At 70.6% G+C, this 21,285-nt stretch carries 20 protein-coding genes; 17 read left to right on the top strand and 3 right to left on the bottom strand.

The genetic code is table 11. From position 1 onward, the window contains the following. On the top strand, positions 1-1,380 hold the full coding sequence (locus IWX63_RS02805; RefSeq protein ID WP_334685582.1) for a dihydrolipoamide acetyltransferase family protein: 1,380 nt from the start codon (positions 1-3) through the stop codon (positions 1,378-1,380). A gap of 33 nt (positions 1,381-1,413) precedes the next feature. Here IWX63_RS02805 and IWX63_RS02800 read toward each other — a convergent pair whose 3' ends face one another. Next, positions 1,414-1,881: a GNAT family N-acetyltransferase gene (locus IWX63_RS02800; RefSeq protein ID WP_199276635.1), complete on the bottom strand. Its 468-nt coding sequence runs from the start codon at positions 1,879-1,881 to the stop codon at positions 1,414-1,416. A gap of 106 nt (positions 1,882-1,987) precedes the next feature. After that, positions 1,988-2,668 (bottom strand): TetR/AcrR family transcriptional regulator, encoded by a 681-nt coding sequence (locus IWX63_RS02795; protein ID WP_442859085.1) that lies wholly within the window; start codon positions 2,666-2,668, stop codon positions 1,988-1,990. Between the two features lie 82 nt (positions 2,669-2,750). Here IWX63_RS02795 and IWX63_RS02790 point away from each other — a divergent pair, with 82 nt between their 5' ends. From IWX63_RS02790 to IWX63_RS02755, 8 genes are all read left to right on the top strand, one after another. Then, on the top strand, positions 2,751-4,385 hold the full coding sequence (locus IWX63_RS02790) for a carboxyl transferase domain-containing protein (protein WP_199276634.1): 1,635 nt from the start codon (positions 2,751-2,753) through the stop codon (positions 4,383-4,385). A gap of 4 nt (positions 4,386-4,389) precedes the next feature. After that, positions 4,390-6,501, top strand: coding sequence for an ATP-binding protein (locus IWX63_RS02785; RefSeq protein ID WP_199276633.1), 2,112 nt, complete (start codon positions 4,390-4,392; stop codon positions 6,499-6,501). After that, positions 6,498-7,670, top strand: coding sequence for an acyl-CoA dehydrogenase family protein (locus IWX63_RS02780; protein WP_199276632.1), 1,173 nt, complete (start codon positions 6,498-6,500; stop codon positions 7,668-7,670). Before IWX63_RS02785 ends, IWX63_RS02780 begins: the two co-directional genes overlap by 4 nt. 44 nt (positions 7,671-7,714) lie before the next feature. Beyond that, complete coding sequence (locus IWX63_RS02775; RefSeq protein ID WP_199276631.1) at positions 7,715-8,500, top strand: CoA transferase subunit A; 786 nt, start codon at positions 7,715-7,717, stop codon at positions 8,498-8,500. A 2-nt stretch (positions 8,501-8,502) separates the two neighbouring features. Beyond that, a complete protein-coding gene (locus IWX63_RS02770) occupies positions 8,503-9,153 on the top strand; it encodes a CoA transferase subunit B (RefSeq protein WP_199276630.1) in 651 nt (216 codons plus the stop codon). Positions 9,154-9,263: 110 nt separating this feature from the next. Beyond that, positions 9,264-9,740, top strand: coding sequence for a MaoC family dehydratase (locus IWX63_RS02765; protein WP_334685628.1), 477 nt, complete (start codon positions 9,264-9,266; stop codon positions 9,738-9,740). After that, positions 9,737-10,561, top strand: a complete 825-nt coding sequence (locus IWX63_RS02760; RefSeq protein WP_199276629.1) for an HpcH/HpaI aldolase/citrate lyase family protein — start codon at positions 9,737-9,739, stop codon at positions 10,559-10,561. The genes IWX63_RS02765 and IWX63_RS02760 overlap by 4 nt, the downstream gene beginning before the upstream one ends. Before the next feature lie 38 nt (positions 10,562-10,599). Then, positions 10,600-11,148 carry a dihydrofolate reductase family protein gene (locus IWX63_RS02755; protein ID WP_199276628.1) on the top strand — a complete coding sequence of 183 codons (549 nt, stop codon included), beginning with the start codon at positions 10,600-10,602 and terminating at the stop codon, positions 11,146-11,148. A 105-nt stretch (positions 11,149-11,253) separates the two neighbouring features. On the opposite strand, the gene IWX63_RS02750 is transcribed toward IWX63_RS02755, so the two are convergent. Beyond that, a complete protein-coding gene (locus IWX63_RS02750) occupies positions 11,254-12,825 on the bottom strand; it encodes an HNH endonuclease signature motif containing protein (protein ID WP_199276627.1) in 1,572 nt (523 codons plus the stop codon). Positions 12,826-13,098: 273 nt separating this feature from the next. On the opposite strand from IWX63_RS02750, the gene dxr reads away from it, so the two are divergent. The 8 genes from dxr (at position 13,099) to IWX63_RS02710 (ending at position 21,285) form a co-directional block, all read left to right on the top strand. Continuing rightward, complete coding sequence (gene dxr, locus IWX63_RS02745) at positions 13,099-14,373, top strand: 1-deoxy-D-xylulose-5-phosphate reductoisomerase (protein ID WP_199276626.1); 1,275 nt, start codon at positions 13,099-13,101, stop codon at positions 14,371-14,373. Further along, entirely contained in the window at positions 14,370-15,713 is a 1,344-nt protein-coding gene (locus IWX63_RS02740) for a M50 family metallopeptidase (RefSeq protein ID WP_334685581.1), read from the top strand. Before dxr ends, IWX63_RS02740 begins: the two co-directional genes overlap by 4 nt. 39 nt (positions 15,714-15,752) lie before the next feature. Then, positions 15,753-16,358, top strand: a complete 606-nt coding sequence (locus tag IWX63_RS02735) for a MarR family transcriptional regulator (protein ID WP_199276624.1) — start codon at positions 15,753-15,755, stop codon at positions 16,356-16,358. A gap of 120 nt (positions 16,359-16,478) precedes the next feature. Then, positions 16,479-16,925: a hypothetical protein gene (locus IWX63_RS02730; protein ID WP_199276623.1), complete on the top strand. Its 447-nt coding sequence runs from the start codon at positions 16,479-16,481 to the stop codon at positions 16,923-16,925. A 10-nt stretch (positions 16,926-16,935) separates the two neighbouring features. Then, positions 16,936-17,226 (top strand): YciI family protein, encoded by a 291-nt coding sequence (locus IWX63_RS02725; protein WP_199276622.1) that lies wholly within the window; start codon positions 16,936-16,938, stop codon positions 17,224-17,226. Positions 17,227-17,325: 99 nt separating this feature from the next. Then, positions 17,326-18,492 (top strand): flavodoxin-dependent (E)-4-hydroxy-3-methylbut-2-enyl-diphosphate synthase, encoded by a 1,167-nt coding sequence (gene ispG, locus IWX63_RS02720; protein WP_199276621.1) that lies wholly within the window; start codon positions 17,326-17,328, stop codon positions 18,490-18,492. Positions 18,493-18,529: 37 nt separating this feature from the next. Further along, positions 18,530-19,348 carry a GNAT family N-acetyltransferase gene (locus tag IWX63_RS02715; RefSeq protein WP_334685580.1) on the top strand — a complete coding sequence of 273 codons (819 nt, stop codon included), beginning with the start codon at positions 18,530-18,532 and terminating at the stop codon, positions 19,346-19,348. 137 nt (positions 19,349-19,485) lie between these two features. After that, a complete protein-coding gene (locus IWX63_RS02710) occupies positions 19,486-21,285 on the top strand; it encodes a proline--tRNA ligase (protein ID WP_199276619.1) in 1,800 nt (599 codons plus the stop codon).

Raw genomic sequence — 21,285 nt, 5'->3', positions numbered from 1 at the left:
GTGACCGTATCGAGGACGAACACCAGGATCCGCGAGTTCCGCCTGCCGGACCTGGGGGAGGGGCTGACGGAGTCGGAGATCGTCCAGTGGCACATCGCCGAGGGCGACACCGTGGAACTGAACCAGATCATCGCCGACGTCGAGACCGCGAAGGCGGTCGTCGAACTGCCGTCGCCCTACGCCGGCGTGGTGGTGCGACTGCACGAGGCGGTCGGGACCGTCGTCGACGTCGGCGCGCCGATCGTCTCGTTCGAGGTGGCGGGCCCCCCGGGGTCCGACGCCGACGCCCCGGCCACGCCGTCGGCCGCCGACGAGCCGGTGCCCGCCAAACGGGAGCCGAACCTCGTGGGGTACGGAGCCGCCGTCGAGAAGGGCGGGCGACCGCAGCGGCGCAGCCGCGTGCTCCCGGCGGCAGGCGCTCCGGCAACACGGCAGCCCGCAGCAGCGCCCCCAGCGCCGGTGGCAGCCCAGCCGCATGGTGAGCGACCCCGCTCGACACCGCCCGTGCGCAAGCTGGCACGCGACCTCGGCATCACCCTCGACAGCCTCACGGGTACCGGTCCCGGCGCTCTCATCACCCGGGCGGACGTGCTGGCCGCGCTCGCGGGCACCACGGGACGCCCGGGGGGCGCGTCGACGGCCTCGCCGGAGCCTCTCCCCCAGGCGGTGCGGTCGGCGGCAGGGGAGACCCGCACGCCGATCCGCGGCATGCGGAAGCACACGGCCGCGGCCATGGTGGCCAGTGCGTTCTCGGCCCCGCACGCGACCGAGTTCCTGACCATCGACGTCACGCCGACCATGGAGCTGCTCGCGGAGCTCAAGGCGAGCCGCGCCTTCGAGGGCACCCGGGTCACACCGCTGACCGTCGTGTCGAAGGCGGTGTGCATCGCGATCGCCCGCAACCCGACCCTCAACTCGTCGTGGGACGAGCCGGCGCAGGAGATCGTGCAGTACGCGGACGTCAACCTGGGGATCGCCGCCGCGACACCGCGCGGACTGCTCGTGCCGAACATCAAGGCCGCGCAGGCGCTCACCCTGAAGGACCTCGCGCAGGCGCTGGGCACGCTGGCCGAGACCGCCCGGGCAGGCAGGACGCCGCCGGCCGATCTCGCCGGCGGCACGATCTCCATCACGAACGTCGGTGTCTTCGGCATCGACGCCGGCACGCCGATCCTCAATCCGGGGGAGGCGGCGATCCTCGCGATGGGCGCCGTCCGCAGCATGCCGTGGGAGTACCGGGGTGAGATCGCCCTCCGGTCCGTGATGACACTCAGCCTGTCCTTCGACCACCGGCTCGTGGACGGCGAGCAGGGCTCACGCTTCCTCGCGGACGTCGGTACCATCCTCAGGAATCCGGCGATGATCCTGACCATGGTCTGACGGGCCCGGCCCGCCCGACCCGCGTGGGCCGACCTACGGCAGTTCGAGGATGAGTTCCCTGACCACGGCGCCGCGGGCCGGCGCGAAGCCCTGCGTCTCGCCGACCTGACGGAAGCCCCAGCGCTCGAGGATGCGGATGGAACTGACGTTGTCGGCGACCGCGCGGGCCCGGATGGGCCGCTGGGTCACCTCGTTCAGGAACTGGCCGACGGCGGCGGTGGTGATGCCCTGCCCCCAGCGCGAACGGTCTATCCAGTAGCTGATCTCGGGTATCTCGTCGTCGTGATAGGCGAGGATGCTGCCCACGACGTCTCCGCCGGAGAGGATGGTCCGCACCGTGATCCGGGGGTCGTTCAGGATGTCCTGCCAGTGGTTGTCGAACACCCCGCGGTCGGACGGGTTCTTGGCACCGAAGGCGGCCATGTGGTTGGCGCTCGGGTCCAACTGGTGCGAGAAGAACTCGTCGAGGTCGGTGGCTTCAACGGGACGTAGCGTGATCACGGCGGTTCTTTCAGTCGGCGGAGTGGCCGGGCGGTGGGCGCGGCGGGGACTTCTCGTGCTTCAGCGTACTAGGGCGGTGGAGTGCGCACCGGGCGGGTGCGGCCCCTCACACCGTCAGCGCCGCCCACGCCATCTCCTCCAGGAGGTCCCGGAACAGGGCCAGCTCACGCGCGGAGCTGGGGCGGTGGGTGGTGTGCGGGGTCGAATTGATCAGTCCGAACACGGCGTGCACCTTGCGCCGCAGCAGCGAGGGGTCCGTGTCCGGGCGGTAGGCGGCCAGCTCGTCGACCCACACCTGCACGTAGCTGCGCTGCAGGGACCGCACGCCGCGCTGGTCATCGGCCGCCAGCGCACCGAGGTCGCGGTCCTGGACGCGGATCACATCGGCATGGCTCACGGCGAACTCCACCTGGAACCGGATGAGTCCCTTCAGGGCCTCGTCCGGCGACGCGGCCGCGCCGGCCACCACCCGTCCGCCGTCGAGCAGGTCCTCGCTGACCCCGGTGAGCAGGGCGGAGAGCACGGAGGGCTTGCCCGCGAAATGCCGGTAGACGGCAGGCCCGCTCACGCCGGCCGCCGCACCGAGGTCTTCGATGGACACGCCGTTGTAGCCCCGCTCGGCGAACAGCGTGGCGGCGGCTTCGAGCAGTGCGGCACGCCGTGTGGCCTTGGCGATGCTCCGGCCGGTCACGCGCTCTTCGGTGGGCGATGCCTCCATGCTGGTCCTCGTCGTCCGGGTGTCGTTCGCGTCGTCGTGGTGTCGTCCCTCAGGGATCGGTTCCCTCATTCTGATGGACTTCCTGGTTAATGACCACTAACCTGAAACCGGTTAGCGCATGCTAACTGAATCGTGCTCGAGGAAGTAGTCGATGGAGACCCTGACGTCGAAGGTCGATCCGCTCTCACCGGCGTTCACCGCGAACCGTGCCGCCCAGTCCACGCTGGCCGAGGACCTCCGCTCGCGCCTCGCCACCGCCGCCCTGGGCGGACCCGAGCGGTCGCGGGAGCGGCACGTGGCACGCGGCAAGCTCCTGCCGCGCGAGCGCATCGACCAGCTGCTCGACGACGGCAGCCCGTTCCTCGAGATCGCGCCGCTGGCGGCGAACGGCATGTACGACGACGAGTGCCCGGGTGCGGGCGTGATCGCCGGGATCGGCCTGGTGCACGGGCGCCACGTCCTCGTGATCTCGAACGACGCGACCGTCAAGGGTGGCACCTACTACCCGATGACGGTGAAGAAGCACCTCCGTGCGCAGGAGATCGCCCTCGAGAACAACCTGCCGTGCGTGTACCTCGTGGACTCCGGCGGGGCGTTCCTTCCCCGCCAGGACGACGTCTTCCCGGACCGCAACCACTTCGGCCGCATCTTCTACAACCAGGCCACCATGTCGGCGCGCAAGATCCCGCAGATCGCCGCGGTGCTCGGAAGCTGCACCGCCGGCGGCGCCTACGTCCCCGCCATGAGCGACGAGACCGTGATCGTCCGCAACCAGGGCACCATCTTCCTGGGCGGGCCGCCGCTCGTGAAGGCCGCGATCGGCGAGGTGGTGACGGCCGAGGAGCTCGGCGGCGGCGAGGTGCACTCCCGGATCTCCGGCGTCACGGACCACCTGGCCGACAACGACCACCACGCGCTCGAGATCGTCCGCGACATCATCGCCACCCTGCCGCCCGCCACGACCGCGCCGTTCGCGCCGGCCGCAGTCCCCGGCGCCTCCGGGGCCCTCGAGGCGCCGGCACCGGCCGTCGCCGAGGACGAGCTCTACGGGGCCGTGCCGACGGACGTCAACGCCTCCTACGACGCCCGCGAGATCATCGCGCGCATCGTCGACGGGTCGCTCTTCCACGAGTTCAAGCGGGAGTACGGGACCACGCTCGTCACGGGCTTCGCGACGATCCACGGCCACCGGGTGGGCATCGTCGCCAACAACGGTGTCCTGTTCAGCGAATCCGCACTCAAGGGCGCTCACTTCATCGAGCTCTGCGACCAGCGGGGGGTGCCCCTGGTCTTCCTGCAGAACCTCTCGGGCTTCATGGTCGGCAAGGACTACGAGGCCGGTGGCATAGCGAAGAACGGGGCCAAGATGGTCACCGCCGTCGCGACCGCGCGGGTGCCGAAGCTCACCGTCGTCGTCGGGGGGTCCTTCGGTGCCGGGAACTACTCCATGTGCGGCAGGGCGTTCTCGCCGCGGTTCCTGTGGATGTGGCCCGCCAGCCGCATCTCCGTCATGGGCGGCAACCAGGCGTCGTCGGTCCTCGCCACCGTCCGCCGCGACCAGCTCGAAGCCCGCGGCGAGGAGTGGGCGCTCGAGGACGAGGAGGCGTTCCGCGCGCCCATCCGCGACCAGTACGAGGCGCAGGGGAACCCCTACTACTCGACGGCGCGGCTCTGGGACGACGGCGTGATCGACCCGGCCGACACCCGGACCGTCCTCGGTCTCGCCCTCGACGTCTGCGCCAACGCGCCCCTGCCCGATACCTCCTTCGGCCTCTTCCGGATGTGACCAGATGATTTCCAGCCCGACCTCCAGCCCGACCCCCGACACGATGCCCGACCCCACCTCGACCGCCGCGTGGCCCTTCGACACCGTCCTCGTGGCCAACCGCGGCGAGATCGCCGGCCGCGTCATCCGCTCCGTCCGCGCGCTGGGCCTGCGCTCGGTCGCCGTGTACAGCGACGCCGACGCGGGTGCCCGACACGTCCTCGAGGCGGACGTCGCCGTCCGCCTCGGCGCCGCCGCGCCGTCGGAGAGCTACCTCTCCATCCCCGCCGTCCTCGACGCCTGCCGCCGCACGGGAGCCGGGGCGGTACACCCCGGGTACGGGTTCCTCAGCGAGAACGCCGCCTTCGCCGACGCGCTGCAGGAGGCGGGCATCGTCTTCATCGGCCCGAGCGTCCACTCCCTGGACGTCATGGGGGACAAGATCCGGTCCAAGAACCACGTGGCGGGCTTCGGGGTGCCGGTGGTGCCGGGCATCGCCGAGCCCGGACTGACGGACGGGGACCTCGTCCGCGCGGCCGTCGACGTCGGCTTCCCGCTGCTCATCAAGCCCTCCGCGGGAGGCGGCGGCAAGGGGATGCACGCCGTGCACCGCGCCGAAGACCTGCCCGAGGTGCTCACGACCGCCCGCCGCGTGGCCGCCCGCGCCTTCGGCGACGACACCCTGTTCCTGGAACGCCTCATCGAGAGGCCCCGCCACATCGAGGTGCAGGTCCTCGCCGACTCCCACGGCACCGTGATCCACCTCGGCGAGCGCGAGTGCTCGCTGCAGCGCCGGCACCAGAAGGTGATCGAGGAGGCGCCGTCGGCCCTGCTCGACGAGGCCACGCGCCGCCGGATCGGCGAGGCCGCGTGCAACGCCGCCCGCAGTGTGGACTACACGGGTGCCGGGACGGTCGAGTTCCTCGTCTCCGATGCCGCACCGGACGAGTTCTTCTTCATGGAGATGAACACGCGCCTGCAGGTCGAGCACCCCGTCACGGAACTCGTCACGGGAGTGGACCTCGTCGAATGGCAGATCCGCGTCGCCGCGGGGGAGCGCCTGCCGCTCACACAGGACGACGTCGTCCTCACCGGGCACGCGGTCGAGGCGCGCGTGTATGCCGAGAATCCGGAGGCGGGCTTCCTGCCGTCCACGGGCAGCATCCTGGCGCTCACCGAACCGACCGGGGACGGCATCCGCGTGGACAGTTCACTGCTGCCCGGCGGAAGCGTCTCGTCGTCGTACGATCCGATGCTCGCCAAGGTGATCGCCTGGGGGACCGACCGCGGCCAGGCGCTCGACCGCCTCGACGCGGCGCTCGCCGGCACCGTGGTGCTCGGCGTGGACACGAACATCGAGTACCTGCGCCTGCTGATCGGGGACGACGACGTCCGGGCCGGGCGCCTCGACACCACGCTGATCGAGCGGAAGCTCCCCGAGCTGGCCTTCCGTCACGTCACGGCGCAGGACCTGGCGCTCGCCGCCGTCCTCCTCGTCGAGGCCGACGCGGCCGTGCCCGGCGGCTCTCCCTGGCACCGGGGCGACGGTTTCCGCCTCGGCACGGGCCGCCCGCGCACCGTGCCGCTCGAGTACGACGGCGGGAGTGGGACCGTCCGCCTGCTACGGTCCGGCGCGGGATGGACCGCGACGGTCGACGACGTCTCCTGCTCCGTCTCCGTCGAGGCCGGCGTGCCGGGGGCGACCATCGACGGCGTCCGGTCGCGCCGCCCGCACGCGGTCGAGGGCGACACCGTCTGGATCGGCGAGGCCGGCTGGTCCACACGCATCCGGCGGCCCGGCCGCCGCGAACTCGTCGACGCCGCCCGGTCCCGCATCACGCGCGAGGAGGGCGCCGCGGACCCGCTGGTCCGCAGCCCCATGCCCGGCACGGTCGTGTCCGTCGCGGTCGTGGACGGAGCGACGGTCGAGGCCGGCGATGTCCTCGTCGCCGTCGAGGCCATGAAGATGGAACACCAGCTCACCGCCGGCCTGTCCGGCGTCGTCCGCCTGTCCCTCAAGCCGGGGGACCTCGTGAAGGCGCAGCAGATCGTCGCGACCATCGAGGCCGCCCCCGTATCCGGCTCCACCACCACACCCGGTTCCACATCAGGTTCCATGGAAGGGAACGCACCATGAATTTCGAACTGAGCGAGGAATACCAGGACCTCGTCGATACCGTCCGCGAATTCGCCGACGAGGTGGTGGCTCCGGTCTCGGCCAAGCACGACGCCGAGCACAGCTTCCCGTACGAGGTCGTCAAGCAGATGGGCGACATGGGCCTCTTCGGGCTCCCGTTCCCCGAACAGTACGGTGGCATGGGCGGTGACTACTTCGCGCTCTGCCTGGCCCTCGAGCAGCTGGCCCGCGTGGACCAGTCGGTCGCCATCACGCTCGAAGCCGGTGTCTCCCTCGGCGCCATGCCGGTCTACCGGTTCGGCACCGAGGAGCAGAAGCAGCAGTGGCTGCCCTCCCTCGCCTCCGGCTCGGCCCTGGGCGGCTTCGGCCTCACCGAGTCCGAGGCCGGTTCGGACGCGTCCGGCACGAAGACGACGGCGAAGCTCGAGGACGGGGTGAACGGCTCCGAGTGGGTGGTCAACGGCACGAAGGAGTTCATCACCAACTCGGGCACCGACATCACCTCCCTCGTGACCGTCACCGCCGTCACGGGCACCTCCGAGCGGCCCGACGGCTCGGTGAAGAAGGAGATCTCCACCATCCTCGTGCCCACGGATACGCCCGGGTTCACCGCGGAGAAGGCCTACAACAAGGTGGGCTGGAACGCCTCGGACACGCACCCCCTGACCCTGAAGGACGTCCGCGTCCCGGAGGCGAACCTGCTCGGCACCCGTGGCCGCGGCTACGCGAACTTCCTGCAGATCCTCGACGAGGGCCGGATCGCCATCGCGGCACTCGCCACCGGTGCGGCCCAGGGGTGCGTGGAGCAGTCCATCCGCTACGCCGGGGAGCGGATGGCGTTCGGCAACACCATCGGCGCCTACCAGTCGATCCAGTTCAAGATCGCCCGTATGCAGGTCCGCGCCCATACCGCGCGCCTCGCCTACTACGACGCCGCGTCCCGCATGCTCGCCGGCAAGCCGTTCAAGACGCAGGCGTCCATCGCGAAGCTCGTGGCCGGCGAGGCCGCCATGGACAACGCCCGCGACGCGACACAGATCTTCGGCGGCTACGGTTTCATCAACGAGTTCGTGGTGTCCAGGCACTACCGTGACTCGAAGATCCTCGAGATCGGCGAGGGGACCACGGAGGTGCAGCTCATGCTCATCGCGAGGGAACTCGGCCTCTAGGTACATCCAGCCGGCTTCGGCAGCGGCGACACGAAGGAGAAGCAGTGATCAACAAGGTGGTTGGCAGCGCGGCGGAGGCCGTGGCGGACATTCCCGACGGCGCATCGCTCGCGGTCGGCGGGTTCGGCCTCTGCGGCATCCCGGCGACCCTGATCGATGCCCTGCACGCCCAGGGGACGGCGGAGCTCGAGACGGTGAGCAACAACTGCGGAGTGGACGACTGGGGGCTCGGGATCCTGCTCTCCGACCACCGCATCCGTCGGACCATCAGCTCCTACGTCGGGGAGAACAAGGAGTTCGCCCGCCAGTACCTCGCCGGTGAGCTCGAGGTGGAGCTCACGCCGCAGGGCACCCTCGCCGAGAAGCTGCGTGCCGGGGGTGCCGGCATCCCGGCGTTCTACACGACGGCGGGCGTCGGCACCCAGGTCAGCGAGGGCGGCCTGCCGCAGCGCTACGACGCCGAGGGGAACGTCGCCGTCGCCTCGACGCCCAAGGAGGTGCGGTCCTTCGAGGGCGTCGACTACGTGCTCGAGGAGTCCCTGCGCCCCGACTACGCGCTCGTCCACGCGTGGAAGGGCGACCGCCACGGCAACCTCGTCTTCCACGCGACCGCGATGAACTTCAATCCGCTGTGCGCCCAGGCCGGCCGCATCACCATCGCCGAGGTGGAGGAGCTCGTGGAACCCGGTGAGCTCGACCCCGGCCAGGTCCACACGCCCGGCATCTTCGTCCAGCGCGTCGTCGTCGCGCCGGACACCGAGAAGCGGGTCGAGAAGCGGACGGTCTCGCTGGCCGCACCCGCTGCACCCGCCGCATCCGAAGGAGCATGACCATGGCACTGACACGCAACGAACTCGCGGCCAGGGTCGCGCAGGAGCTCGAGAACGGCCAGTACGTGAACCTCGGTATCGGCATGCCCACCCTCATCCCCAACTACATCCCCGAGGGCGTCGAGGTGGTGCTGCACTCGGAGAACGGCATCCTCGGCGTCGGGCCGTACCCGGCGGAGGACGCCGTCGATCCCGACCTCATCAACGCCGGCAAGGAGACCGTGACCGCCAATGCCGGGGCCGCCTTCTTCGATTCGGCGTCCTCCTTCGGCATGATCCGCGGCGGGCACGTCGATGTCGCGGTGCTCGGAGCCATGGAGGTGGCCCGGAACGGCGACCTCGCGAACTGGATGGTGCCCGGCAAGATGGTCAAGGGCATGGGCGGAGCCATGGACCTCGTGTTCGGGGCCAAGCGCGTGATCGTCATGATGGAGCATGTGGACCGCGCCGGGCGGCCGAAGATCGTCGAGTCCTGTTCCCTGCCGCTGACCGGCAAGGGCTGCGTGGACAGGATCATCACCGACCTCGCCGTGATCGACGTCGAACCGGACGGCCTGGTGCTGCGTGAGACGGCGCCCGGCGTCAGCACCGACGACGTCGTCGCGGCCACCGGCGCGACGCTGCGCGTGGAGCTCGGGGGAGCCGCGGCGTGAGCGATCCCGAGAGCGGGGGTGGGCATCGCGGCGTCGACGGAGTGGGCCCCGGTTCGCGCGCCGACGCGGCCGGCGCTCGCAGCGGTGCCGCACCGTCGGGGCACCACGTCATCGAGCAGCGCGGGCTGTACTTCGACGAGCTCGAGGTCGGGTCGGTGTATGCGCACCGTCCTGGCCGCACGCTCACCGAGGCCGACAACGTCCTGTTCACCACGCTCACCATGAACACGCAGGCGCTGCACCTGGATGCGGCATGGTCGGCGGGACAGCCGTTCGGGCAGCGGCTCGTGAACTCGATGCTGACCCTGGCGACGCTCGTCGGGCAGTCGGTGTCCCAGCTGACGCAGGGCACCATCGTGGCGCAGCTCGGCCTCACGGATGTCGCGTTCCCGAAGCCGCTCTTCCACGGCGACACGCTGTATACCGAGACCGAGATCACGGGCATCCGGCCGTCGTCGTCCCGCCCCGGGCAGGGCATCGTGTCGATGACCCACACGGGCCGCAACCAGCACGGCGACATCGTGGCGACGGCGACGCGCAGCGTGCTCATGTGGTCCTCGACGGGGCCCCGGGACGGACTGGCATGAGCGCCATCGCCCTCGGCCCGGCCCTGATGTTCTGTCCGGCGGATCGCCCGGAACGCTATGCGAAGGCGGCAGCCCGCTCCGACACCGTCATCCTCGACCTCGAGGACGCCGTCGCGCCGGCGGCCAAGGAAACCGCGCGGAAGGCGCTCGTCGCGTCCGCTCTCGACCCGGAGCGCACCGTGGTGCGCCTCAACGCCGTCGGGACCGCGGACTTCGCACTCGACGTCGACGCCGTCCGCCGCACCCCGTACCGCACGGTCATGCTCGCCAAGACGGAGTCACCCGACGACGTCGCCGCCGTGCGTGCGGCCCTCGGCGCCGTGGACGTCATCGCCCTGTGTGAGACCGCGCGCGGTGTCGTGAATGCCGGGGAGATCGCTCGCGCCGACGGCGTCGTCGCTCTGATGTGGGGCGCCGAGGATCTCGTGGCCTCCCTCGGCGGTACCTCGAGCCGGCGGCGAGGCGGCTCCTACCGTGCGGTGGCGCTCCATGCGCGCTCGCAGGTGCTGCTCGCGTCCGGGGCGGCCGACCGGCTGGCCATCGACGCGGTGTACGTGGACATCGCCGACCTCGAGGGCCTCGCGGTGGAGGCCGACGATGCCGTCGCCTCGGGGTTCGCGGCGAAGGCCTGCATCCATCCCGGGCAGGTCGCCGCGGTCCGTGCCGCCTTCGCGCCGGCCGAGGCCGAGCTGGAGCGGGCGCGGGCGCTCCTCGCTGCGGCCGAGAACGAGCGAGGTGTCTTCGCCTTCGAGGGGCGCATGGTCGATGAGCCGATCCTCCGCCACGCCCGCAGTGTCCTGGGGAGGGCGTCGGGCCGCTGAGGGGTTGTGCTCCACGTCGATCTTTGTACGCTGGGGCGATGCAGCCGCTGCGGTACTCCATCAACATCACCCTGGATGGGTGCTGCGACCATCGTGTCGGCGAGGCGGACGAGGAGCTGCATCGGCATGCTGTGGAGAATCTCGAGCGGGCCGATGCCCTCCTGTTCGGCCGGGTGACGTACAGGATGATGGAGGGGGCGTTCCGCGGGCCGGTCCCAACAGATGCAGGGCCTGCTTGGACGGAGCCCTTCGCGCGGACGATCGATGCGGCGAAGAAGTACGTGGTGTCCAGCACCCTTCGGAGTGTCGACTGGAACGCCGAGCTGCTGCACGGTGATCTGGCAGAGGCGGTGCTGGAGCTCAAGCACGCGCCGGGCAGGGGACTGTTCACCGGTGGAGTGACGCTCCCTCTTGCTCTGGCGGACCTGGGCCTGATCGACGAGTACGAGTTCGTGGTGCACCCACGGATCGTAGGCCATGGCCCTGCGCTCTTCGCCGGTCTCTCACGGCACCTGGACCTCCAGCTGGTGGACCGGCAGGAGTTCGGCTCCGGCGCGGTAGCCCTGCGATACGAGCCGCGGCGATAGCCGCTTGATCCTGCCGCGTCGAACGGGCCTGTTCCTACCGCCATGAGCGGACGGTGCTGCGCTCGCCGGACCTGCCGAGGCGGTGTGGCGAGCCTGCCCCGGCCATCAGAAGGGCGGCAGGGCGTCCGCGTCGGGCACACGTTCGGTACGCATCGCTGTCTCCAGGTCGTGCAGGATGTGGGCGCTCGCTGACGAACTTGGGTCGCCGGGCGGTGGTTCCGGTGGCGTCGTATAGGTCCGGCCTCCCGGCGACAGCCAGGTGAGGCCGCCGTCGGGATGAGGACTCGGCGTCCAGTCCGTCTGGTGCTTCAGCATGTGGTGCCGTTTGCAGGCGGGATAGAGGTTGCCCGCGCTCGTGCAGCCGTCGTCGGCCCACGACATCACGTGGTCGAGGTCGCAGCGACTGGCAGGACGGCAACACCCGTAGAAGCTGCAGGTCTCCTCCCGGAGCTGGACCCAGGTCCGCAGGTCCTCACTCGGACGGTACCGGGTCCGGTCCAGGCCGAGCACGGCACCCGTGTACGGGTGGGTGAGCAGGCGCATCCACGAGGTGGCGTCCGCGGCCAGGCGGCGAGCGGCGTCAGCCGGGATGGGACCGTAGCCCTCGAGTTCGGCCGGCTCATCGGTGAGCCCCATCAACGAGAACACCGGGACGGTGACCACGATCTTCGCCGACGAAGCACGCAGGCCCTCGCCGGTCCGGCCGCCTCCGGTGTGGCTACCCTCGGCGCCGCCCCCTTCGAGGTTTCCACAGCGGCAGCTCCCGGCGGTAGAAGGGGCCGCGCCGGCAGGCCCGCCTGCTCCGAGCAGAATGTCCGCCAGGACATCGGCCCGCAGTTGTGGCAGCGTCCGCGGATCGTCGCCGCTCCGCAGGGCACGGGCCGCCGCGTCCACCGTGGTGTGAACGGCCAGGGCCTGCTCCGCCGGCAGATACGCGCTCAACCAGGCCATCCCGTCCCGGTCCGGCTCGAAGACGACGCACCGATCGGCCGCCGCTCTCACCCGGCGCGCAGTCAGGGTCTCCGGGTGGAGTCTCTCCCGCAGCCGGCGGCACCGTGCCGTGAGCCTCGGGCGGTTCAGGGTCCCTGCAACCCTCAAGATCTCGGTCTCGAAGGGGCCCACGGCCTCGTCGGGGAGGGTGCGGGACTGCTCCACGATGACCGACGCCCGTCCGGGGCAGATCTCGCCTTGCTCCAGGGCCGCCAGCGTGTTCGTCAGTTCACCCGTCAGGGTCAGGGACTCCGAGACGAGCCGCGCGGCGGATCCCTCGGACAGCTTCAGGAGCGCTGCGGTCTCGGCGACCGTCTCGGTCAGGGCCAGGGACGAAGCCGATCCCGACCAGGAGTGGTGGTCCGGATTGCTGAAGGTGTGGACCCGGGCGACCAGGCGGGCCCGCTGCGCGGCGGCCCATGACGTGAGCCGGTCCGCCGCCCGCAGCAGATCGAGGGTGGCCGGGAGGCTGGACGGATCGATTGCGCCGGACGCCGCTCCCTGCAGGTGGCCGACGAGGCCGTAGGGCGATGCGTCCTCGATGCGTGCACGGGCGTGTTCGTCGACCCCGTCGTCGTTGAACTCCCCGTCCGAGCCGAGAAGCTCGTCGAACGCATCCGCGGGCCAACCCTCGAGCGCCTCGCTGTACGCGTCCTCGAGAGTCATCAGCACCGCCTCGGTGGTCATGGCTACAGCCAATCACCCGGCACCGACAAAACAGGCGTCTATCGGGGACCAGGAAAAGTGCGGATCCGTCGACCTATCGACCGCCCGAGACGGAGCGAAATCGCCGCCCCCGGCGCACCGAAACGACACGCTTCGCGCAGCGGAAGGGCCGCCCGCCGCGGGCCCGGACAACCGCTGGCCAAGGAGCACGAAGCTTGCCTGCCGCGGACCCGACAGATCACTCACCGTGCACCCCGGAGAGCCAGTACCGGGAGTCTGCGGGATACTGGGGCCATGGATTTCAGCAACCCCACCCGCGGGCACCGGCGCGTCACCATCCTCGGCTCCACCGGCTCGATCGGCACGCAGGCGCTCGATGTCATCGCGGCCGCCCCGGACCGCTTCAGCGTCGCGGGCCTCACCGCGGGCGGACGGAACCTCGAAATCCTCGCGCGCCAGGCCGTCGCCGTCCGGGCCCCCGCCGTCGGCGTCGCGTCGGCTACCGAAGCCGACCTCGAGCACGCCATCGCCCGGGCCGCCGACGACGCCGGCGTCACCGGGTACGCCCCGCACCTGTTCGCCGGTGACCGGGCCGCGTCGGACGTCGCCGCCTGGCCGGACGCCGACGTCGTCCTCAACGGGATCACCGGGTCGATCGGGCTGGAGCCGACCCTCGCCGCGCTCGGCGCCGGACACCTCCTCGCGCTCGCGAACAAGGAGTCGCTGATCGCCGGGGGAGCCCTCGTGCGTGCGGCCGCCGCCCCGGGGCAGCTCGTCCCGGTCGATTCCGAACACTCGGCGATCGCCCAGGCTCTCCGCGGGGGGACGGCGGACGAGGTGGACCGGCTCATCCTCACTGCCTCGGGCGGTCCGTTCCGCGGCATGACCCGCGCGCAGCTGCAGCATGTGACCCCCAGCCAGGCCCTTGCCCACCCCACCTGGGACATGGGCCGCGTGGTCAGTACCAACTCGGCGTCCATGGTCAACAAGGCCCTCGAACTGGTGGAGGCGCATCTCCTCTTCGACATCCCCCTGGAGCGCATCGACGTCGTCGTGCACGCGCAGTCCGTGATCCACTCGATGGTCCAGTTCGTCGACGGGTCCACCCTGGCGCAGGCATCGCCGCCCGACATGCGCCTCCCGATCGCCCTCGGCATGGGCTGGCCGTTCCGCGTGCCCGGGTCGGCGAGGGCCTGCGACTGGAGCCGACCCGAGGAGTGGACCTTCGAACCGCTCGACGACGACGCCTTTCCCGCCGTCGCCCTGGCCAAGCGGGCAGCAGCGGAGGGCGGCACCCGCATGGCGGTCTTCAATGCTGCGAACGAGGAAGCCGTGGACGCATTTCACAGCGGAGTCATAGGTTTCACTGACATCGTGGACCTGGTCTCCGCGGTCGTCGACGAGCAGCGAGCCCAGGACTCGGGCGCTCCCGACGGCGAGCTCACCCTGGAGGCCGTGCTCACAGCGGAACGATGGGCACGCAGAAGCGCCCGTGTCCGTTGTGGGCTCGAGGAGTCGCCCCTGCCGGACGGTGCAGGGGATGTGCAAGGCCAGAAGGAAACGTCGTGACTGTTCTGCTGTTCATCGCCGGAGTGCTCGTCGTCGTCGTCGGGATCGCCGCGTCGATCGCGCTGCACGAAGTGGGCCACCTGGTGCCCGCGAAGCTCTTCCGGGTCCGCGTCACCCAGTACATGGTCGGCTTCGGCCCCACGATCTGGTCGAGGCGCCGCGGCGAGACCGAGTACGGGCTCAAGGCGATCCCGGCCGGGGGCTACGTCGCCATGGTGGGCATGTTCCCGCCCGCGACCACGCAGGCCGGCGCCGTCCGCCAATCCAGCACGGGTGTCTTCCAGCAGCTGTCCGACGACGCTCGGCGGGCCGCCGCCGAGCAGCTCCAGCCCGGCGACGAGAACCGCGTGTTCTACAAACTGCCCATCTGGAAGCGCATCGTCATCATGCTCGGCGGGCCGCTCATGAACCTCCTGATCGGGACCGTCCTGTTCGCGATCCTCATTATGGGATTCGGGTCCGCGCAGGCCACCACCACGGTCTCCGAGGTATACCGCTGCGTGGTGCCCGCCAGCCAGCAGGCGGCCACCGGCCAGACCGACTGCGGGCCGGACGACCCTGCCGCGCCGGCGTTCGAGGCGGGCCTGCAGCCCGGCGACCGCGTGGTCGCCTTCGACGGCCGTGAGGTCACCGGGTGGGACGAGCTGTCCGGCTGGATCAGGGACGCCGCCGGGCGCGAGGTCGCCATCTCCTACGTCCGCGACGGCGAGACCATCGACTCCAGGATCACGCCCCTGCTCACGGAACGGCCCGTCGCCGCGGAGGACGGCACGGCGGCGGTCGACGACGACGGCACCGCGGTCACCCAGGAGGTCGGCTTCATCGGCGTCGGCTCCACGCAGGAGCTCGTGCCCCAGCCGGCCACCGAGGTGCTACCCGCCGTCGGCGACTCCCTCGCGAGCGTGGCCGGCGTGGTGCTGAACCTGCCGCAGCGCGTGGTGGAGGTCGGCCAGGCGGCGTTCTCGGACGCCCCGCGTGACCCCGAGGGGCCCATCAGCGTGGTCGGCGTCGGCCGGATCGCCGGGGAGATCTCCGCGATGGAGGAGGTCCCCGTGGCCTCCCGCGCGGCAACCCTCATCGGGCTCGTCGCCGGTGTCAACCTCGCCCTGTTCGTGTTCAACCTGATCCCGCTCCTGCCGCTCGACGGCGGGCACGTGGCCGGAGCGCTCTGGGAAGGGCTCCGCCGCAGCATCGCACGCCTGTTCAAGCGTCCGGATCCGGGACCGTTCGACATGGCCAAGCTCCTGCCCCTCACCTACGCCGTCGCGATCCTGCTGATGGGCATGGGCGTCCTGCTGATCTACGCCGACATCGTGAAGCCGGTCGATCTCTTCGGCTGACCGGTTGTAAATCAAAATTCAACCCCATACGGTTGACGAATGTTCGTCCTCACGATCGACCAGGCGGCCAGCCGCACCTCTCCGGACCGCATCCCCGAACTGTTGGACCTCCTTCGGCCCTTCCAGGCCGTCCTGCCCTGGGAGCGCTCGGTCGGGGACGAGGCCCAGGGCGTCCTGGCCGATCCGGCCGACGTTGTCGACGCCGTCCTGCTGTCCCTCCGTGCGGGCGGCTGGTACGTGGGGATCGGCGTCGGCGTGGTCGACGAACCCTTCCCGTCCTCGCCGCGGGAGGGCCGGGGGTCGGCGTTCGTCGCCGCCCGCACGGCCGTGGACAGGGCCAAGAAGACTGGTGATCGCGCACCGCTGGCCGTCGAGGGGCCGGACGGTCGTTCCGACCTGGCAGCGGAGGCCGAGGGGGTGCTCGCGCTGCTCGGTCGGCATGTCATGGGGCGATCCGAGGCGGAGTGGCGCATCCTCGATCTCCTGCAGCCCGGCGAGCGTGGCACGCAGACCGTGGTGGCGCGGAGCCTCGGCATCAGTCCGCAGGCCGTGAGCAAGGCGGCCGCGCGCGCGGCCTGGCACGAGGAGCGCGCGGTGCGGCACGCGGCCGCCCGCCTCCTGGCCTGGGCCGACCAGCCCGCCTGACTCACGCCCCGGCGCCGACTCCCCAGGCCTCCCGCGGCGTAGCCCGGCCTGGGGGTGACGTGCTGTAGACATGACGGGAGACGGTGAGCGGCACGGTCGACGACGCTGGAGGAGGTATCGGTGGACGCACTGTGGATCGCGGTGGCCCTCATCGCAGCGGGCGGCCTGGGCTCGCCCGTCACCAAGCTCGTGCTGCGCCTGGCGCGATCGGTGGACACCGCGGAACGGCGCAGGGAACTCCCCGAACCCGCGGACCAGCCGCAGCTCGAACTCCCGGAGCCCCCGGCCCGCCCGCCCCACGCGCCGATCGATGCCCTGCCCCCGGGGGTGCTCCGCGGCGGGCTGGTCATCGGCGTGCTCGAGCGCCTGGCCGTGACCGTCGCGATCCTCGGCGGCGAGCCGGTCGCCATCGCCTACGTCGTGGCGGTCAAGGCGCTCGGGCGCTATGCCGAGCTGAAGGAGACCCCCGCCGCGGCGGAGCGGTTCATCATCGGCACGCTGACTTCCCTGCTGTGGGCCGCCGGTGTCGCGACGATCGTCAAGGTCTACCTGCTCGGAGTCACGTAGGGTGAAACCCATGAGCATCTTCGCCGTCGAGTACGTATACAACCCCGACCACGACCACCTCCGCGCCGAGCACCGTCCCGCGCACCGCCAGTGGCTCGAAGGACTCGTCGGCGACGGCCGCGTCCTCGCCTCGGGCCCGTTCGCCGACGGCACGGGGGCGCTCCTGCTTTTCGCATCGGCGACCGAGGCCGACCTCAACCAGCTCGTGAGCGAAGACCCGTTCGCGCGGGCCGGGGCGATCTCCGCCGTCAAGACCACCGCATGGAATCCCGTCATCGGAGCGTTCCGCGACCTCGTGTGACCTGTGTCCCGGCAGGACGACGCAGGCCCGGGCCGGGTGGATAATGAAATCAAGTATGTCGTCACACGTGCGGCCAGGGCCGCCAGCATGGAGGATGTTTTGACCTCGGTCAACCTAGGAATGCCAGCAGCACCGCCGCCCGTCCTCGCCCCCCGGCGCAAGACCCGCCAGATCAAGGTCGGCTCGGTGGGCGTCGGATCCGATTTCCCCATCAGCATCCAGTCGATGACCACGACGCCGACCACGGACATCAACGCGACCCTCCAGCAGATCGCCGAACTGACCGCCACCGGCTGCGACATCGTCCGCGTCGCCTGCCCCTCGCCGGACGACGCCGCGGCACTGCCGATCATCGCGAAGAAGTCGCAGATCCCGGTCATCGCCGACATCCACTTCCAGCCGAAGTACGTCTTCGCCGCGATCGACGCCGGCTGCGCTGCGGTCCGCGTGAACCCGGGCAACATCCGCAAGTTCGACGACCAGGTCAAGCAGATCGCGGACGCCGCGAAGGCCGCCGGCACCTCGATCCGCATCGGCGTCAACGCGGGATCGCTCGACCCGCGACTCATGGAGAAATACGGGAAAGCCACCCCGGAGGCTCTCGTCGAGTCGGCCGTCTGGGAGGCGTCGCTGTTCGAGGAGCACGACTTCCACGACTTCAAGATCTCCGTGAAGCACAACGACCCCGTGATCATGGTGCGGGCGTACGAGCTCCTCGCCGAGCGCGGCGACTGGCCCCTGCACCTCGGCGTGACCGAGGCAGGGCCTGCCTTCCAGGGCACCATCAAGTCCGCCACCGCATTCGGCGCGCTCCTGGCCAAGGGCATCGGCGACACCATCCGCGTCTCCCTCTCCGCACCGCCGGTCGAGGAGATCAAGGTGGCCAACCAGATCCTCCAGTCCCTCAACCTGCGCCCCCGCAAGCTCGAGATCGTGTCCTGCCCCTCGTGCGGCAGGGCGCAGGTCGACGTCTACACCCTCGCGGAGGAAGTGACCGCCGGCCTCGAAGGCATGGAGGTCCCCCTGCGCGTGGCCGTGATGGGGTGCGTCGTCAACGGACCCGGTGAAGCCCGCGAGGCCGACCTCGGCGTCGCGTCGGGCAACGGCAAGGGACAGATCTTCGTCAGGGGCGAGGTCATCAAGACCGTGCCCGAGGACCAGATCGTGGAGACGCTGATCGAGGAAGCCATGCGGCTCGCGGAGGAGATGGGGGAGGCTGATGGCGAAACTGCTGGCCAGGGTGGCCCCATGGTTACCGTTAGCTAGGCCCCAGCCCGACCCGGAAGGGCCGTGGTCCTTCCGGGTGCTCGGCGCAGCCGACACGCCGGATCTCTGGGCCCTCGTCAACGAAGACCCCGTGGCCAATGTCTTCGTCGCCTCGCACCTCGAAGTCACCACCAGCGCCGCGCCGTCGTTCGCCGGCGGCGAGGTCATCGGGATGTTCCGCCACCATGAGCTGCGGGCCGCGTGCTGGGCCGGGGTCAACCTCGTCCCGGTCGGCGTGACGGACGAGACCGGTGCCATCTTCGGCGACCACCTCGGACGCTCGGGCCGTACCTTCTCCTCGATCTTCGGCCTGTCCGAGGGCGTGATGGACCTCTGGTCCACCCTCGAGGACTACAGTGCCGAGCCGTTCGACGTGCGGCCCAACCAGCCCCTCATGGCCATCGACACGGACCCGCTCATCGCCCCGGCGTCCGATCTGCGCTTCACGCGACCCGACGAACTCGACCGCCTGCTGCCCGCCTGCGCCGCGATGTTCGAGGAGGAAGTGGGCTACTCGCCCTTCATCGGCGGGTCCGACCACTACCGCCGGCGCGTCGCCTCCCTGATCGGCCGCCGGCACTCGCTCGCGGCGTTCGACGACGACGGCACCGTGATCTTCAAGGCCGAGCTCGGCACCGTGTCCTCGCAGGCGGTCCAGGTGCAGGGGGTCTGGGTGAACCCCGACCACCGCGGGAGGGGGCTCAGCGCCGCCTACATGGCCGGCGTCGTCGTCGCCGCCCGCTCCCTCGCCCCCACCGTGAGCCTCTACGTGAACTCCTACAATGCGCGCGCCATCGCGGCGTACAAGCGCGTGGGCTTCGAGCAGGTGGACACCTTCGCGACGATCCTCTTCTGAGGCCGGTGCGCCGCGGTGCTCACCGCCGCGCCGGATGGACCGGCTAGATTGGTACCTGTTGTTTCCCGCCGGACGGCGGGAGAGTGAATGGCAGTGCTCGATCCAGCAGCGCCCGATGAATACGAACGGACATCCGCGTGGTCTTACGACTCTCGACCCTTTTCCTGCGCACCCTGCGTGAGGACCCTGCCGACGCCGAGGTCGCCAGCCACCGCCTCCTGGTCCGGGCCGGTTACATCCGGCGTGCCGCCCCGGGCATCTACAGCTGGCTGCCCCTGGGCCTGAAGGTCCTCGCGCGGGTCGAGGCCATCATCCGCGAGGAGATGGAAGCCATGGGCGCCCAGGAGGTCCACTTCCCGGCGCTGCTGCCCAGGGAGCCCTACGAGGCGACGAACCGCTGGACCGAGTACGGCGAAGGCCTCTTCCGGCTCCAGGACCGCAAGGGGGCGGACTACCTCCTGGCGCCGACGCACGAGGAGATGTTCACCCTCCTCGTGAAGGACCTGTACAGCTCGTACAAGGACCTGCCGCTGAGCCTGTTCCAGATCCAGACCAAGTACCGCGACGAGGCACGTCCGCGTGCCGGACTCCTCCGCGGCCGCGAGTTCATCATGAAGGACTCCTACTCCTTCGACATCGACGACGAAGGCCTCGAGGCCAGCTACCAGCTGCACCGGGCGGCCTACCTGCGCATCTTCGAGCGGCTCGGACTCGAGGTCATCCCCGTGACGGCGACCGCCGGCGCGATGGGCGGCTCGAAGAGCGAGGAGTTCCTGCACCCCACGCCCATCGGCGAGGACACCTTCGTCCGCTCGGCCGGCGGCTACACCGCGAACGTGGAGGCCGTCACCACCGTGGTCCCCGACGCCGTCGACTATTCCGACGCCCCGGCAGCCGAGGTGCGGGACACCCCTGACACACCGACCATCGACACCCTCGTCGACCACGCGAACGCCGCAGCGGCGCGCGGCGACAGGGAATGGGTGGCCGCGGACACCCTGAAGAACGTCGTGCTCGCTGCCGTCCTGCCCACCGGGGAGCGCGAGATCGTCGTCGTCGGGGTGCCCGGTGACCGCACCGTGGACCTCAAGCGCATCGAGGCGAATATCGCGGGCCACCTGGAGACCGGCGGTGAGGTGGCCGTCGAGGCCGCTACCGAGGACGACCTCAAGAAGCACCCGGGCCTCGTGAAGGGCTACATCGGCCCGGGCCTGACGCTGGACGCGGCCGTGCTCGGCGCCGAGTCCGCCACGGGCCTGCGCTACCTCGTGGACCCCCGCGTGGTCAGCGGCACCCCGTGGATCACCGGCGCCAACAAGCACGGGAAGCACGTCTTCGGCCTCATCGCCGGCCGCGACTTCACCTGGGACGGCGTCGTCGAGGCCGTCGAGGTGCGCGAGGGCGACGAGGCACCCGACGGCTCGGGACCGCTGGTCGCGGCCCGCGGCATCGAGATGGGCCACATCTTCCAGCTCGGGCGGAAGTACGCCGAAGCACTGGGGCTGAAGGTCCTCGACCACAACGGCAAGCTCGCCACGGTGACCATGGGCTCCTACGGCGTCGGCGTGACGCGCGCCCTCGCGGCCCTCGCCGAAGCGAACCATGACGACCGCGGCATCATCTGGCCCCGCAACGTCGCCCCCGCCGACGTGCACATCGTCGCCACGGGCAAGGGGGCCGAGGTGTTCGAGGCCGCCGAGAAGCTCGCGGCCGAGCTCGAGTCCTCCGGCCTGACCGTGCTGTATGACGACCGCCCCAAGGTCTCCCCGGGGGTGAAGTTCGGCGACGCCGAGCTCATCGGCGTGCCCACCATCGTCGTCGTCGGGCGCGGGCTCGCGGACGGCGTGCTCGAGGTCAAGGACCGGCGCACGGGCGAGGCACAGAACGTGGCCGTCGACGAGGTTGCCGCGCTGCTGCGCGAACTCACCGCGCACTGA

The sequence above is a fragment of the Arthrobacter sp. CAN_A2 genome, from assembly GCF_015752045.1.
In the GTDB taxonomy this organism is placed as follows: Bacteria; Actinomycetota; Actinomycetes; order Actinomycetales; family Micrococcaceae; genus Arthrobacter_D.
The sequence above is the reverse complement of the archived record's forward strand: the minus strand, read 5'-3'. Positions and strand labels throughout refer to the sequence as shown.

Bases quoted from the DNA above. Each gene is read 5' to 3' on its own strand.
- dxr (WP_199276626.1), top strand. From the start codon at position 13,099: ATGGATTTCAGCAACCCCACCCGCGGGCACCGGCGCGTCACCATCCTC.
- IWX63_RS02735 (WP_199276624.1), top strand. From the start codon at position 15,753: ATGTTCGTCCTCACGATCGACCAGGCGGCCAGCCGCACCTCTCCGGAC.
- IWX63_RS02760 (WP_199276629.1), top strand. From the start codon at position 9,737: ATGAGCGCCATCGCCCTCGGCCCGGCCCTGATGTTCTGTCCGGCGGAT.
- IWX63_RS02750 (WP_199276627.1), bottom strand. From the start codon at position 12,825: ATGACCACCGAGGCGGTGCTGATGACTCTCGAGGACGCGTACAGCGAG.
- IWX63_RS02770 (WP_199276630.1), top strand. From the start codon at position 8,503: ATGGCACTGACACGCAACGAACTCGCGGCCAGGGTCGCGCAGGAGCTC.
- IWX63_RS02755 (WP_199276628.1), top strand. From the start codon at position 10,600: ATGCAGCCGCTGCGGTACTCCATCAACATCACCCTGGATGGGTGCTGC.
- IWX63_RS02785 (WP_199276633.1), top strand. From the start codon at position 4,390: ATGATTTCCAGCCCGACCTCCAGCCCGACCCCCGACACGATGCCCGAC.
- IWX63_RS02795 (WP_442859085.1), bottom strand. From the start codon at position 2,668: ATGAGGGAACCGATCCCTGAGGGACGACACCACGACGACGCGAACGAC.
- IWX63_RS02780 (WP_199276632.1), top strand. From the start codon at position 6,498: ATGAATTTCGAACTGAGCGAGGAATACCAGGACCTCGTCGATACCGTC.
- IWX63_RS02725 (WP_199276622.1), top strand. From the start codon at position 16,936: ATGAGCATCTTCGCCGTCGAGTACGTATACAACCCCGACCACGACCAC.
- IWX63_RS02790 (WP_199276634.1), top strand. From the start codon at position 2,751: ATGGAGACCCTGACGTCGAAGGTCGATCCGCTCTCACCGGCGTTCACC.